The organism is Streptomyces chiangmaiensis, assembly GCF_036281785.1.
GTDB lineage: Bacteria > Actinomycetota > Actinomycetes > Streptomycetales > Streptomycetaceae > Streptomyces > Streptomyces chiangmaiensis.
In genome coordinates this window covers 1-13,192 of record NZ_JAYWVC010000046.1, presented here as the reverse complement: position 1 = coordinate 13,192, position 13,192 = coordinate 1, and the positions used below count along the sequence as shown (strand labels likewise).

15 protein-coding genes and 2 tRNA genes are annotated in these 13,192 nt (G+C 69.6%); 3 read left to right on the top strand and 14 right to left on the bottom strand.

The genetic code is table 11. The features are described 5' to 3' along the window. Nucleotides 1–50 precede the first annotated feature (50 nt). From VXC91_RS16300 to VXC91_RS16275, 6 genes are all read right to left on the bottom strand, one after another. Nucleotides 51–923 (bottom strand): hypothetical protein, encoded by an 873-nt coding sequence (locus VXC91_RS16300; RefSeq protein WP_329507987.1) that lies wholly within the window; start codon nt 921–923, stop codon nt 51–53. Nucleotides 924–1,166: 243 nt separating this feature from the next. After that, the gene (gene rplA, locus VXC91_RS16295) at nt 1,167–1,892 is read right to left on the bottom strand and encodes a 50S ribosomal protein L1 (protein ID WP_329507986.1); all 726 of its coding nucleotides are present in this window, start codon (nt 1,890–1,892) and stop codon (nt 1,167–1,169) included. A gap of 95 nt (nt 1,893–1,987) precedes the next feature. Next, nucleotides 1,988–2,422, bottom strand: coding sequence for a 50S ribosomal protein L11 (rplK, locus tag VXC91_RS16290; RefSeq protein ID WP_329507985.1), 435 nt, complete (start codon nt 2,420–2,422; stop codon nt 1,988–1,990). A gap of 169 nt (nt 2,423–2,591) precedes the next feature. Then, on the bottom strand, nt 2,592–3,401 hold the full coding sequence (nusG, locus tag VXC91_RS16285) for a transcription termination/antitermination protein NusG (RefSeq protein ID WP_329507984.1): 810 nt from the start codon (nt 3,399–3,401) through the stop codon (nt 2,592–2,594). 81 nt (nt 3,402–3,482) lie between these two features. Further along, nucleotides 3,483–3,767, bottom strand: a complete 285-nt coding sequence (secE, locus tag VXC91_RS16280; RefSeq protein WP_329507983.1) for a preprotein translocase subunit SecE — start codon at nt 3,765–3,767, stop codon at nt 3,483–3,485. A gap of 102 nt (nt 3,768–3,869) precedes the next feature. Beyond that, nucleotides 3,870–3,942, bottom strand: a tRNA-Trp gene (locus VXC91_RS16275). 260 nt (nt 3,943–4,202) lie between these two features. On the opposite strand from VXC91_RS16275, the gene VXC91_RS16270 reads away from it, so the two are divergent. Together VXC91_RS16270 and VXC91_RS16265 are read left to right on the top strand one after the other, a co-directional pair. Further along, nucleotides 4,203–5,429, top strand: coding sequence for a pyridoxal phosphate-dependent aminotransferase (locus tag VXC91_RS16270; protein ID WP_329507982.1), 1,227 nt, complete (start codon nt 4,203–4,205; stop codon nt 5,427–5,429). 130 nt (nt 5,430–5,559) lie between these two features. After that, on the top strand, nt 5,560–6,600 hold the full coding sequence (locus tag VXC91_RS16265) for an adenosine deaminase (RefSeq protein ID WP_329507981.1): 1,041 nt from the start codon (nt 5,560–5,562) through the stop codon (nt 6,598–6,600). 117 nt (nt 6,601–6,717) lie between these two features. On the opposite strand, the gene VXC91_RS16260 is transcribed toward VXC91_RS16265, so the two are convergent. Then, nucleotides 6,718–7,359, bottom strand: a complete 642-nt coding sequence (locus VXC91_RS16260; RefSeq protein WP_329507980.1) for a TetR/AcrR family transcriptional regulator — start codon at nt 7,357–7,359, stop codon at nt 6,718–6,720. Nucleotides 7,360–7,496: 137 nt separating this feature from the next. Between VXC91_RS16260 and VXC91_RS16255 the strand changes: the two genes are divergently transcribed. Then, nucleotides 7,497–8,129 (top strand): NAD(P)-dependent oxidoreductase, encoded by a 633-nt coding sequence (locus VXC91_RS16255; RefSeq protein ID WP_329507979.1) that lies wholly within the window; start codon nt 7,497–7,499, stop codon nt 8,127–8,129. Nucleotides 8,130–8,163: 34 nt separating this feature from the next. Here the strand turns inward: VXC91_RS16255 and VXC91_RS16250 are convergent, their stop codons facing one another. The 7 genes from VXC91_RS16250 to VXC91_RS16220 form a co-directional block, all read right to left on the bottom strand. After that, nucleotides 8,164–9,219 (bottom strand): UDP-N-acetylmuramate dehydrogenase, encoded by a 1,056-nt coding sequence (locus VXC91_RS16250; protein WP_329507978.1) that lies wholly within the window; start codon nt 9,217–9,219, stop codon nt 8,164–8,166. Between the two features lie 106 nt (nt 9,220–9,325). Continuing rightward, nucleotides 9,326–10,696 carry a DHA2 family efflux MFS transporter permease subunit gene (locus VXC91_RS16245; RefSeq protein WP_329508007.1) on the bottom strand — a complete coding sequence of 457 codons (1,371 nt, stop codon included), beginning with the start codon at nt 10,694–10,696 and terminating at the stop codon, nt 9,326–9,328. 161 nt (nt 10,697–10,857) lie between these two features. Next, nucleotides 10,858–11,427 (bottom strand): TetR/AcrR family transcriptional regulator, encoded by a 570-nt coding sequence (locus tag VXC91_RS16240; protein WP_329507977.1) that lies wholly within the window; start codon nt 11,425–11,427, stop codon nt 10,858–10,860. Nucleotides 11,428–11,530: 103 nt separating this feature from the next. Further along, nucleotides 11,531–11,959 carry a MaoC family dehydratase gene (locus tag VXC91_RS16235; RefSeq protein ID WP_329507976.1) on the bottom strand — a complete coding sequence of 143 codons (429 nt, stop codon included), beginning with the start codon at nt 11,957–11,959 and terminating at the stop codon, nt 11,531–11,533. Nucleotides 11,960–11,964: 5 nt separating this feature from the next. Next, on the bottom strand, nt 11,965–12,420 hold the full coding sequence (locus tag VXC91_RS16230; RefSeq protein ID WP_329507975.1) for a MaoC family dehydratase N-terminal domain-containing protein: 456 nt from the start codon (nt 12,418–12,420) through the stop codon (nt 11,965–11,967). A gap of 391 nt (nt 12,421–12,811) precedes the next feature. Further along, the gene (gene rpmG / locus VXC91_RS16225; RefSeq protein WP_067397031.1) at nt 12,812–12,976 is read right to left on the bottom strand and encodes a 50S ribosomal protein L33; all 165 of its coding nucleotides are present in this window, start codon (nt 12,974–12,976) and stop codon (nt 12,812–12,814) included. 90 nt (nt 12,977–13,066) lie between these two features. After that, nucleotides 13,067–13,139, bottom strand: a tRNA-Met gene (locus tag VXC91_RS16220). Nucleotides 13,140–13,192: the final 53 nt, after the last annotated feature.

Genomic DNA, 13,192 nt, shown 5'->3' with positions numbered 1-13,192 from the left:
GGGGCGCCTGAGGCTCGTGGTTTTCGTGTGACGTGTGTGATCTGGACGCCCTACGAACCCCGCGTGCTCAGCAGTTCCTTGAAGTCGGCGGTGTCCGCGGCCGGGGGCTCGGCGGCCGCGACCCGCACTCCGTAGTCGCGGTAGTACGCCGTCGAGGACATCCGCCCCGTCGTCAGCTCCCCGCGCTCGGCCTTCTTGACCAGCAGGTCCTGGTCGTCGATCCAGATGTCGACGGTCTCCGAGGTGACCCCGGCCTGCTCCAGTCGCTCCTTGAGCTCTGCGGCGGCGTCACCGGTCAGGGCCGCCGTGGTGACCATGCCCGAGTAGTGGGTGGTGCGCCGGCCGCGCACCGTCTCCTCGCCCACCCTGCGCACGTCCCCGGAGGCGAGCAGGAGCCGGACCGGCTGGAGGGGGGCCGTATTGCGCAGCTGGTCCGTCAGCTGCGCCCCGGTACCTCCCGGGAGGGCCGCCAGGTCCTCGTAGGCGTATCTGATCCAGTGCCGTCCGTGCAGGCGGCGGGCGAACGTGGCACCGACCCTCGCGTAGTACGCGTCGGGCAGCAGCCGGGCCTCCATGGACGTGCTGTTCAGCTTGCGCATGGTCTCGGCGAGCCGGCCGCCGGTGTAGGTGATGCGAAGGGTGCCGACGGAGCGGCCGGACCAGCCGAGGGCACCGTCGGTCCGCAGAGACAGCATCCCGCCCATGGCCGTCGTGGACTCTATCCGGGCGGAACCAGCCCTGACGGTGGCCTGCTCCACGGCGCGCAGGGCGGCGGCCGAGCGGGGGTCCAGTCGGCCGCCGGAGGGCATGGCGGCCCCCTTGTGGGAGTCGCCCTCGCCCGAGGAGCTGCACGCCGCGACGGCTGACAACGCGGCGACCACCGCGATCGGAAGGATCCCGCGCCGCACGATCCGGTCCCTCATCCGTTCCCCCCTTGCGCGCTCCGTGATCTTCACGCTAACTCCGGGCCGGGAGAAACGGCACGCACCTCCGGCGGAACGGCATGTGCCCCGTGTCGCATGCGGGTGCACCGTGGGGCGCGTCGGCCGGGCAAGCTCCGATTCGGGCGCCCCGGAGGCGCACGAGCCGAAAAGCACGGCCGGCCCCGCACCTGGGAAGGTGCGGGGCCGGCCGTCAGCTGTGCGTGCCCGCGGCTGCCGTCAGGATCAGACGGCGGCCGGGTCCTCCTCGACGAGGAGGTTGCGGGTGCGGTTCGGGTCGACCGGAATGCCGGGGCCCATCGTGGTGGTGATGGCGGCCTTCTTGATGTAGCGGCCCTTGGCGGCGGACGGCTTCAGACGGAGGATCTCCTCCAGCGCGGCGCCGTAGTTCTCCACCAGCTTGCTGTCGTCGAACGACGCCTTGCCGATGATGAAGTGCAGGTTCGAGTGCTTGTCGACGCGGAACTCGATCTTGCCGCCCTTGATCTCGGTGACGGCCTTGGCCACGTCGGGGGTGACGGTGCCGGTCTTCGGGTTCGGCATCAGACCACGCGGGCCGAGGACGCGGCCGAGGCGACCGACCTTGCCCATGAGGTCCGGGGTGGCGACAACGGCGTCGAAGTCCAGGCGGCCCTTCGAGACCTCGTCGATCAGCTCGTCGGCACCGACGATGTCGGCGCCCGCGGCACGCGCGGCCTCGGCACGGTCACCGGTCGCGAAGACCAGGACCCGGGCGGTCTTACCGGTGCCGTGCGGAAGGTTCACGGTGCCACGGACCATCTGGTCGGCCTTGCGCGGGTCGACACCCAGACGGAAGGCGACCTCGACGGTGCCGTCGAACTTGGTCGTGGAGGTCTCCTTGGCGAGACGGACGGCCTCGAGCGGGGCGTAGAGCTTCTCCCGGTCGACCTTGGCGTCCGCAGCGCGGAGAGCCTTGCTGCGCTTGCTCACAACTGCTCCTGTGTGTTCTGAAAGGAGTCGTGGTACGGGCCGAGCAGGCCCTGCCACGTGCGGCGCTCAGCCGCATGGTGCTACGAAGGTGGGGGTCAGCCCTCGACCGTGATGCCCATGGAACGCGCGGTGCCCGCGATGATCTTCGAGGCGGCGTCCAGGTCGTTGGCGTTGAGGTCGGGCATCTTGGTCTGGGCGATCTCGCGGACCTGCGCCTCGGTGATCTTGGCGACCTTGGTCTTGTGCGGCTCGCCGGAGCCCTTCTCGACACCTGCGGCCTTGAGGATCATCTTGGCGGCCGGCGGAGTCTTGGTGATGAAGGTGAAGGAACGGTCCTCGTAGACCGTGATCTCCACCGGGATGACCCAACCGCGCTGCGACTCGGTCGCGGCGTTGTAGGCCTTGCAGAACTCCATGATGTTGACGCCGTGCTGACCCAGCGCCGGGCCGACCGGCGGGGCCGGGTTGGCGGCACCGGCCTGGATCTGGAGCTTGATGAGCCCCGTGACCTTCTTCTTCTTGGGAGGCATTCCGGGTCCTCTCCCGTTTTCCGTTTCGATTTCCTAGTACCCAAGGGCATGACAGCCCGAAGGCAACCGCACAACCCTAACGGGAAACCTTGCGCGGCTAAAAACCGAGCAGGTCAGACGAGCTGTGCAGCCCATCTGACCCGGCCGGTGGCTTGTGCGCCAGAAGGTGTCAGTTCTTCTGGATCTGGTCGAAGCTCAGCTCGACCGGGGTCTCGCGGCCGAAGATCTCCACGAGGCCCTTGACCTTCTTGGAGTCGGCGTTGATCTCGTTGATGGTCGCCTGCAGCGTCGCGAACGGGCCGTCGGTGACCGTGACCGAGTCGCCGACCTCGAAGTCCAGCACCTGGACCTCGACCTTGCGCTGCGGCACCGGCTTGCCCTCGGCCTCTGCGGCCTCGCGGGCGGCCTTCTCCTCGGCCTCCGGGGCGAGCATCTTGACGATCTCGTCCAGGGTCAGCGGGTAGGGATCGTAGGCGTTGCCCACGAAGCCGGTGACACCGGGGGTGTTGCGGACGACGCCCCAGGACTCGTTGGTCAGGTCCATGCGCACCAGCACATAGCCGGGGAGCTTGTTCTGACGGATGGTCTTGCGGTCGCCGTTCTTGATCTGGACGACCTCTTCCTGCGGCACCTCGGCCTGGAAGATGTAGTCCTCGACGTTCAGCGACACGGCGCGCTGCTCGAGGTTGGTCTTCACGCGGTTCTCGTAACCGGCGTACGTGTGGATCACGTACCACTCGCCGGGCAGGCTGCGCAGCTCCTCACGCAGGGCCTCGACGGGGTCGACGGGCGCGGCCTCCGCCTCGCCGGCGGCCTCGTCCTCCTCCTCGACGCGCACGGCGGCCGTCTCGGCCGGCTCGCCCGCCTCGGCTTCGGCAGCCTGGAACTCGTCCACCTCGTCCGCGCCCTCGACGATGTCGAGCTCGTCATCCACGGACTCGTCCGGCTCGATGGCGTCGTTCAGGTTCGGGTCAGACACGGTGGCTGCTTCTTCCTGGATACATAGGGGTAGAACATGCGAAACGGGACGCCGGGTACCTCGGCGTCCTTCGCTCGCGGCTCAGCCGAATACGTACTTGGCCGCGTGGCTGAGTCCATAGTCAATCACGGTCACCAGGGCGATCATGATGACGACGAAGACGATCACCACAGTGGTGTACGTCGTCAGCTGGTTCCGCGTCGGCCAGACCACCTTGCGGAGCTCCGCGACAATCTGGCGGTAGAAGAGGGCAAGGCGCTTCAGCGGGCCCTTCTTGGCTCGCTTGCCACCCTTGCGGGTCTTCTTCGGCTCCTGCACCTCATCTTGGGCGTCAGGCATGTCGATGGAGCCCACGGCGTCCGTCACTCGTCCTCACCTGATTCCCGGGTCGTGGCCGTGCCGCGCCCGGTGGAGCCGCACGGCGAGTGCAAATGTACTCTGCGCACACTTCCTGTTGGGAGTGTGTAGCAGGGCCGGAGGGACTTGAACCCCCAACCGCTGGTTTTGGAGACCAGTGCTCTACCAATTGAGCTACGACCCTTTGGTGTACCCCAACGTACCGCATCCGACCGGGTGCTCGGTGTGCACCGGCGCGATCACGGCCGCTGGAGGCCAACGAGGTGAGAGTGTACGTGGTCCGGGGCCGGTCGTCGAACAGAAAGTGCCCGTACGGGTTTTGCCCCCGGAGGATCGGCTGGTCCACCGCCCGGATCCGGACATCTGTCCGGTCACCGGCCCGGTCCGGTTCAGTCTGTGAAACACGTGTGCCGGGCGCGTTTCCAGTCTGAAAGCATGGGTCCCATGAGCGCTGCAACCCCTCCCACCGAGCGCCGGGTCTCCGCCCGAATCGGCGCGATCTCCGAGTCCGCCACCCTCGCCGTGGACGCCAAGGCCAAGGCCCTCAAGGCCGCCGGGCGCCCGGTGATCGGCTTCGGCGCCGGTGAGCCCGACTTCCCGACGCCGGACTACATCGTCGAGGCGGCCATCGAGGCCTGCAAGAACCCGAAGTTCCATCACTACACGCCGGCGGGCGGCCTGCCCGAGCTGAAGAACGCCATCGCCGCGAAGACGCTGCGCGACTCCGGCTACGAAGTGGACGCGTCCCAGATCCTGGTCACCAACGGCGGCAAGCAGGCCATCTACGAGGCCTTCGCCGCGATCCTCGACCTGGGCGACGAGGTGATCGTCCCGGCTCCGTACTGGACCACGTACCCGGAGTCGATCCGGCTGGCCGGCGGTGTGCCGGTGGCGGTCGTCGCGGACGAGACCACCGGTTACCGCGTGTCCGTCGAGCAGCTCGAGGCGGCCCGCACGGAGAAGACGAAGGTCGTCCTCTTCGTCTCCCCGTCCAACCCGACGGGCGCGGTGTACTCCGAGGCCGAGACCGAGGCCATCGGCCGCTGGGCCGTGGAGCACGGGCTGTGGGTGCTGACGGACGAGATCTACGAGCACCTGGTCTATGGCGACGCCGCCTCCGTGTCGCTGCCGGCGCTCCTGCCCGAGCTGCGGGACAAGTGCATCGTGGTCAACGGCGTCGCGAAGACGTACGCGATGACGGGCTGGCGCGTCGGCTGGCTCATCGGCCCGAAGGATGTGGTGAAGGCCGCGACGAACCTCCAGTCGCACGCCACGTCGAACGTGTCGAACGTCGCACAGGTGGCGGCCCTGGCCGCGGTCTCCGGCGACCTGGAGGCGGCCGCGAGGATGCGCGAGGCCTTCGACCGGCGACGGAAGACCATCGTGCGGATGCTGAACGAGATCGACGGTGTGGTCTGCCCCGAGCCTGACGGCGCGTTCTACGCGTACCCGTCGGTGAAGGCGCTGATCGGCAAGGAGATCCGCGGCAAGCGCCCGCAGAACACGGTCGAGCTGGCCGCGCTGATCCTCGAGGAGGCCGAGGTCGCGGTCGTCCCCGGCGAGGCCTTCGGCACCCCCGGCTACCTGCGGCTGTCGTACGCCCTCGGTGACGAGGACCTGGTCGAGGGCGTGAGCCGGATCCAGAAGCTGCTGGCGGAGGCGCGGGACTGACGTCCCGCTCCGCGCCCCGGGGCGATCACCTGCCGGCCGGCCAGGTGATCGCCCCGTCCGTTTGTGCGAGCAAGACCACTAAAGAGGAAAGCGCTACCGCAGCGGCGGGGACATGCGGCAGGATCCTGGAATGGAGCATGTACGTGATGTCTCTGCACTGCCCAAGGCCCATCTGCACCTGCACTTCACCGGATCCATGCGGCCCACCACCCTCCTGGAACTGGCCGACAAATACGGTGTGCGACTGCCGGAGACACTGGCCGAGGCCCTGGTCAGCGGGGAGCCGCCGAGACTGAGGGCGACGGACGAACGGGGCTGGTTCCGGTTCCAGCGGCTGTATGACGCGGCCCGCTCGTGCCTCAGGGAGCCGGAGGACATCCGGCGGCTGGTGCGGGAGGCCGCGGAGGAGGACATCAAGGACGGCTCGGGCTGGCTGGAGATCCAGGTCGATCCGACGTCCTACGCGCCGCGCCTGGGCGGTCTGATCCCGGCGCTGGAGATCATCCTGGACGGGGTCGACGACGCGATGCGGGAGACGGGGCTGGGGATGCGCGTCCTGGTCGCGGCGAACCGGATGAAGCATCCCCTGGACGCGCGCACGCTGGCCCGGCTGGCCCTGCGCTACCGGGATCGCGGCGTGGTGGGCTTCGGTCTCTCGAACGACGAGCGCCGCGGCATGGCGCGGGACTTCGACCGCGCCTTCGCCATCGCCCGCGACGGAGGCCTTCTCTCGGCCCCGCACGGCGGCGAACTGACCGGGCCGTCGTCGGTGCGCGACTGCCTGGACGACCTGCACGCGCACCGGGTGGGCCACGGAGTGCGCGCGGCGGAGGACCCCCGTCTGCTGAAGCGACTGGCGGAGCGCGGGGTGACGTGCGAGGTGTGCCCCACGTCGAATGTCGCGCTGGGCGTCTACGACAAGCCCGAGGACGTGCCCCTGCGCACCCTGTTCGAAGCGGGCGTCCCGATGGCGCTGGGCGCCGACGACCCGCTTCTGTTCGGCTCCCGTCTGACGGCGCAGTACGAGCTCGCCCGTCGCCACCATGGCTTCACGGACGAGGAGCTGGCGGAACTGGCCCGGCAGTCGGTACAGGGCTCGGCGGCACCGGCACAGACGAAGGCGGAGCTCCTTGCGGGGGTGGACGCCTGGCTCGGCGACCCGGCCGTCTGAGGACAGGGTGACCTGCGCGGGCGCGCCACACGGTGCAAGCCGCGACCCGCACCTGCGGTGGACCGGGGCGCGGTCCACGCGGTCGCCGCGGCCCGACCGCAGGCCGCGCCCGGACGATCAGGAAGCGTCCTCGGCAGCGGAGATGCCACCGAGCAGCGTCCGTGCGAGGCGGCGCGCGAAGTCGTCCACGGGGGGTCGCCCGCCCGTCTCCGTCGCGTCGTAGGCAAAAGCGCGCTGCGCGCACGCGCCGAGGAGCAGGGACGCCGCCGCGAAGGTGTCGGCGTCGCTACGAACCCGGCCGGTCGTCTGTTCGGCGCGGAGGTAGGCGTCGAGGGCCTCGATCGGCCGGTGCGGCCCCGACCCCATCTGCCGCATCGCCTCGTCGTGCCGCCGTTTGAGCTGCGTCTCGGCGTACAGCGACGCGGCGATCGGAAAGCTCTGCTCGTAGAAGAGGGCCGCCTGCCGGGCGATCTCGGTGAGGTTCTCCTCCAGGGTGTGCCGGCCGGGCTCGGCCGCGAGGTCGCTGAGCAGAGGGCCCAGCCGGGGCAGCCGCTCCGCGAGGACCCGGATGAACAGCTCCTCCTTGCTCGGGAAGTACTTGTAGAGCGCCGCCTCGGAACACCCCGCGGCCTTGGCGATCTCCTTGGTCGTGGCGCGCGCCAGCCCCACGGTCAGCATCAGCTCCTGCGCCGCGTCGAGGATGCGGACCCGGGCCGGTCTGTGCTGCGCCGCCGGCTGCTGCGCCCCTGTGTGCTGCATGGGACCAAAGGATTCCATGGCGGGGCCCTCCAGGTCTTGACGGGTGGGTGAGTGCTTACTCACCCTAGGAGCCAGCGCGGTGAGTGAACACTCACCCACTCCTATCGGGCAGAGCGGAAGTACAGGAGACGCACGCCATGAAGCTCACCGTTTTCGGTGCCACCGGCGGCATCGGCCAGGAGATCGTCGAACAGGCCCTCGCGGCAGGCCACCAGGTCACCGCCGTCGTCCGGGATCCCGCACGGCTGACCGCCACGGGCCCCGGTCTGCAGGTGTTCCGCGCGGATCTCGGCGACTCCGACGCGCTGCGCCCGGCGGTGGCGGGCCGGGACGCCGTTCTGTCGGGGCTGGGCGCGCGCAGCCGCAAGGACGCCGGGGTGGCGACCCGGCTGACGCGTACCGTGCTGGGCGCCCTGGAGGCCGAGGGGGTGCGCCGGCTGATCGTGGTCAGCGCCGGTCCGGTCGGTCCCCGCCCCGAGGGCGAAGGGGCCCTCGACCGCACCGTCCGCGGCCTCGTCTCGGCGATGCTCAAGGACGTCTACGCCGACCTGCGGGGCATGGAGGCCGAGCTGGCCCGCAGCGCCACGGACTGGACGGTCGTCCGCCCGCCGCGCCTGCAGAACAACCCGCTCACCGGCTCCTACCGCACGGTCGTCGGCGGCTTCCCGCCCAAGGGCCGCTTCATCGCCCGCGCCGACGTCGCCCACGCGATGCTGGCGATGGTCGACGATCCCGGCACGGTGAAGCAGGGGGTCGGGGTGGCCTACTGAGCCGGCGAGGGAGCGCCCGTCGGGGCACGGGAGCCTAAAGGCTGACCCCCACCGTGACCGGCTCGCTGACCAGCGTGATGCCGAAGGCCTCGCGGACCCCGGCCACGACCTCGCGGGCCAGCGTGAGCAGGTCCTCGGTGGTCGCGCCGCCGCGGTTGGTCAGGGCCAGGGTGTGCTTGGTGGAGATACGGGCGGGTCCGGTGCCGTACCCCTTGGTGAAGCCGGCCTTGTCGATGAGCCAGGCCGCGGACGTCTTGGTGTGACCCTCGCCCGCCGCGTACGCGGGCGGCTCCGCCTGCTCACCCAGCCGTTCCCGCACGCGCGCGTGAAATGCGGCGAACTCCACGTCCGTGAGGATCGGATTGGTGAAGAACGAGCCCGCCGACCACGTGTCGTGGTCCTCCGGGTCCAGGACCATGCCCTTGCCCGCGCGCAGCTTGAGCACGGTCTCGCGGGCGGCGGCCAGCGGCACCCGGTCGCCGGGCTCGACACCGAGGGCGCGGGCCGTCTCGGCGTACTTGATCGGGCCCGACAGTCCCTGCGCGTCCTCCAGCCGGAAGCGCACGCGCAGCACCACATAGCGCTCGGGATCGGCCTTGAAACGGCTGTGACGATACGAGAAAGCACACTCGTCGTTCGTAAGAGTGACCGTTTCGCGCGCCCGGCGGTCGTAGGCGATCACTTCGGTGATCGTCGAGGAGACCTCCTGACCGTAGGCCCCCACGTTCTGGATCGGGGTCGCTCCCGCGGAGCCGGGGATTCCGGCGAGGCACTCGACCCCGGCGAGACCGGACTCGACGGTGCGGGCGACTGCGTCGGTCCACACCTCGCCGGCGGCCAGCTCCAGCCCCGTACCGTCAAGGTGGAAGCCCTTCGTCGCGATGCACAGAGCGGTGCCGTCGAAGCCCTTGTCCCCGATGACCAGGTTGGATCCGCCGCCGATCAGCAGCAGCGGCGCACCGGAGTCGTCGGCCTCGCGGACGGCGGCGATCACCTCCGCATCGGTGGTGGCGGTGATCAGACGGGTCGCGGGGCCGCCCAGCCGGAAGGTGGTCAGCGGGGCGAGCGGGGCGTCGTGGAGTTCCTGCACGCGCCAAGACTACGAGACGGCCCCGACGGCCCCGCATCGCACGGGCACGGCCCCGCCGGGAGAGCCGGCGGGGCCGTCGGTGGTTGGTTGCGTCGGCGGAACGTGCTCAGGGAGCAGCCGTCTCCAGGGCCGGGGCCGGCTCGGCGGTGGCCGCGACCTGCGCCGGGCGCCGCCGCCGGGTCGGGATCAGCAGGGCCGCGACGCCGGCCAGGGTCACCGCCGCGGAGCCCACCACGAGCGCCGGCCGCAGCCCGTCCATGAAATTCTGCGCGCTCTCGTAGCCGCCTCGGGCCGTGAAGATCGACGACATCACGGCGATGCCGAGCGCGCCGCCGACCTCGCGCAGGGCGTTGTTGGCGCCGGAGGCGATGCCCTGTTCCCGGGGCAGCACGCTGGACATGACGAGGTTGGAGGCCGGCGCGAAGAACAGGGCCATGCCGATGCCGCTGATGATCAGGCCGGGCAGCTGAACGGAGTACGCGACGTCCGTCGTGGCCACCCAGGCTAGGTAGCCGAGGCCCGCGGCCTGCAGGAACAGGCCGGTGGCGACGACAGGGCGGCCGCCGATGCGGTCGGAGAGGATGCCGGCGACCGGTGCGACGAGCATCGGCATGCCCGTCCAGGGCAGCATCCGCAGACCCGCCTGGGTCGGGGAGTACCCGAGCACGCCCTGCATGTACTGGCTGAGCAGGAAGATCGAGCCGAACATCCCCAGGAACATCAGCAGGCTCGCGGTGTTGATCCCGGAGAATGCGCGGGAACGGAAGAGCCGCATGGGGAGCATCGGGTTGCGGCCGCGGATGCCGTGGAAGACGAAGCCGGCGAGCAGCGCGATGCCGGCGAACAGGCCGGTCAGCACCAGGGGGTCGGCCCAGCCGTCGGCCGGGCCGCGCACCAGCCCGTACACGATTCCGAAGAGACCGCCGCTGACGAGCAGGGTGCCGGGGATGTCGAGCGCGGCGCCGGTGCCGTAGGACTCGGCGAGGCGGAAACGGGCGAGGGGCAGCACGGCGAGGCCCAGCGGGACGTTCAGCCAGAAAATCCAATGCCAGGACACGTGTTCGGTCAGGCTGCCGCCGATGAGGGGGCCGGACGCCACGGCGAGCCCGTTGACGGCACCCCAGATGCCGTACGCCGTCCCGCGCCTCTCGACCGGGACCGCGGCGGTCAGCAGGGTCAGGGTCAGGGGCATCATGATGGCCGCCCCGACACCCTGGACGGCGCGGGCCGCGATCAGGGAGTCGATGCCGGGCGCGAGAGCCGCGGCGGCCGACGCGCCGGTGAAGACGGTCAGTCCGGTGAGGAAGAGCCGCCTGCGGCCGAGCCGGTCGCCGAGGGCCGCGCCGGACATGAGCAGGACCGCGAAGGTGAGCGTGTACGCGCTCACGGTCCACTCCAGGTCGTCCAGTGCTCCCCCGAGGTCCTTGCGGATGGAGGGCAGGGCGGTGGTGACGACGAGGTTGTCGAGGGCCGCCATGAATCCGGCGACCCCGGTGATCACGAGGGCCCAGGCCGCCCCCCCCGCGACGTGCTGTCTGCTGTGACATCGCTCCCCCAGAGGGTGATCGCTGACGTTAGTTAGTTATTGCTGACTAACTTTCCTGGGCAGAAAAAGGCAGGCTCGCCCTTCCTTCCCGGCTACTTCTCCAGCCGGTCCTTGAGCCGGGCCGACGGGTAGAGCCCCTCCCAGATCCGGTGGCCGGGCGGAAAGCCCATGGACACCAGGCAGTTGATGAGCATCCCGTACGCCATGAACGTCGTGGTCTCGTTGACGTCGGCGCCGAGCGGCAGATGCACGGCCTCCCACAGCCGCAACCAGCCGGCCCGCACCACCTCACCGAACTCGTGGTCACCGGCCTGCTCGGCGGCGGCCACCGCCACGTACATCTGCATCTGCATCATCAGCAGCTCCGGCTGTTCCGCGATGACCTTGGTGTACGCGTTCGCCATGGCATGCAGGGCCTCTTCGCCCTCGAGCCCCTCGGAGGCCTCCACGAAGGTGCGGATGGTGTCCTCCACGCACCGTTCGGCCACCGCGAGGAAGATCGCCTTCTTGCCCGGGAAGAGCCGGAAGAGATACGGCTGCGACACACCCACACGCTTGGCGATCGCCTCGGTGGACGTGCCGTGGTAGCCGCCACGGGCGAACTCGCTCGTCGCCGCGCGGATGACGCTCTCGCGCCTCTCTTCTGCGCTCATCCTGACCACGCGTCAAAATTAGTGGTCAATAACTAACTTCGTCAAGGGGGAATCCCCGCTGACGCGATCGAGGGGCGCCCGCACCCGGCGCACGCCCCTCACCGGCACCTGGTCAGGCCAGTCTCACGACCGCCCGTGACATGCCCAGCACCTTCTGGCCGGCGCTCGTCGCCGTGAGGTCGACGCGGACGGTGCGGTCGTCCAGCTTGGCCGCCACCTTGCCGCTGACCTCGACGAGGGCGCCCTGGTCGTCGTTGGGTACGACGACCGGCTTGGTGAAGCGGACGCCGTACTCGACGACCGCACCCGGGTCGCCCACCCAGTCGGTCACCACACGAATCGCCTCGGCCATGGTGAACATGCCGTGCGCGATGACGTCCGGCAGGCCCACCTCCTTGGCGAACTTCTCGTTCCAGTGGATGGGGTTGAAGTCCCCCGAGGCACCCGCGTACCGCACGAGCGTGGCGCGGGTGACAGGGAAGGACTGCGCCGGCAGCACGGTGCCGACCTCGACGGTGTCGTACGCGATCTTCGCGCTCATCCTCGTCAGGCCTCCTCTTCCGGCGCCCGGGCCACGAGTTTCGTCCAGGCGGTCACCACATGCTCGCCGGCCTCGTCGTGGACCTCACCGCGGATGTCCAGAATGTCGTTTCCGGCCAGCGACTTGATCGACTCGATGGTCGAGGTGACGCTCAGCCGATCACCGGCGCGCACCGGACGGTTGTAGACGAACCTCTGGTCGCCGTGGACCACACGGCTGTAGTCGAGGCCGAGCTTGGGGTCCTCGATGACCTGGCTCGCCGCCTTGTAGGTGATCGCGAAGACGAAGGTCGGCGGGGCGATCACATCGGGGTGACCGAGCGCCGTGGCGGCCATCTGGTCCGTGTAGGCCGGGTTGGCGTCCCCGATCGCCTCTGCGAACTCGCGGATCTTCTCCCGGCCGACCTCGTAGGAGTCGGTGGGCGGGTAGGACCGCCCCACGAAGGACTGGTCGAGCGCCATGGGCTCGGCACCTCCTGATAGTTCATCGGCCCGGCCTCACCGGAGGCCGCCGACACTCTGTGTGCGGCGGACTCGGCGTTCGGCCCGTGTAACCGATTCTGGGACCGTCGACGTGACCGATTCTGCGTACGTTCCGGTCGATGTCCGAATCTGCGTGGCGGTGCGGTCGATCTGACCGATTCCGCGTTGCGTCCGGTCGGCTTCCGCATGTCGTTCCGGTCGACGTGACCGGTTTGCTGTCGGCCGGTCGAGCCCATCCTGCTCGAGCCGCGGGACCGGACGCCCGCGGCCCGCCGACGGCGGCGGTCGATGGACCGCTGCGGCCGACAACCGGTAACGCCGCGAGGCCGCCCCCCTGGCTACTGGGGACGGCCTCGCGTACGAGCCTTGGTTATCGCGTCTCGCGGTGCGCTGTGTGTGCGTTGCAACGCGGGCAGTGCTTCTTCAGCTCAAGACGATCCGGGTTGTTGCGCCGGTTCTTCTTGGTGATGTAGTTCCGCTCCTTGCACTCCACGCAGGCCAGCGTGATCTTCGGGCGGACGTCGGTGGCAGCCACGTGAGTGCTCCTTGACGAACAGGTGGATAAAAAATAACGCAGGAAAGAGTAGCCGACCGAAGGACCGACCCCGCAATCGGCTACTGTGAGTAGCGGTGACCGGACTTGAACCGGTGACACAGCGATTATGAGCCGCTTGCTCTACCGACTGAGCTACACCGCTGCGATGCGATCGGACCCCACCTGACAGCGGGAACCTCTCACACCAGAGCCCCA

Excerpts from the sequence above, each read along its gene's own strand:
- VXC91_RS16300 (WP_329507987.1), bottom strand. The coding sequence starts at position 923 with ATGAGGGACCGGATCGTGCGGCGCGGGATCCTTCCGATCGCGGTGGTC.
- rplK (WP_329507985.1), bottom strand. The coding sequence starts at position 2,422 with ATGCCTCCCAAGAAGAAGAAGGTCACGGGGCTCATCAAGCTCCAGATC.
- VXC91_RS16270 (WP_329507982.1), top strand. The coding sequence starts at position 4,203 with ATGAGCGCTGCAACCCCTCCCACCGAGCGCCGGGTCTCCGCCCGAATC.
- VXC91_RS16265 (WP_329507981.1), top strand. The coding sequence starts at position 5,560 with ATGGAGCATGTACGTGATGTCTCTGCACTGCCCAAGGCCCATCTGCAC.
- VXC91_RS16260 (WP_329507980.1), bottom strand. The coding sequence starts at position 7,359 with ATGCAGCACACAGGGGCGCAGCAGCCGGCGGCGCAGCACAGACCGGCC.
- VXC91_RS16255 (WP_329507979.1), top strand. The coding sequence starts at position 7,497 with ATGAAGCTCACCGTTTTCGGTGCCACCGGCGGCATCGGCCAGGAGATC.
- VXC91_RS16245 (WP_329508007.1), bottom strand. The coding sequence starts at position 10,696 with ATGGCGGCCCTCGACAACCTCGTCGTCACCACCGCCCTGCCCTCCATC.
- VXC91_RS16235 (WP_329507976.1), bottom strand. The coding sequence starts at position 11,959 with ATGAGCGCGAAGATCGCGTACGACACCGTCGAGGTCGGCACCGTGCTG.
- VXC91_RS16230 (WP_329507975.1), bottom strand. The coding sequence starts at position 12,420 with ATGGCGCTCGACCAGTCCTTCGTGGGGCGGTCCTACCCGCCCACCGAC.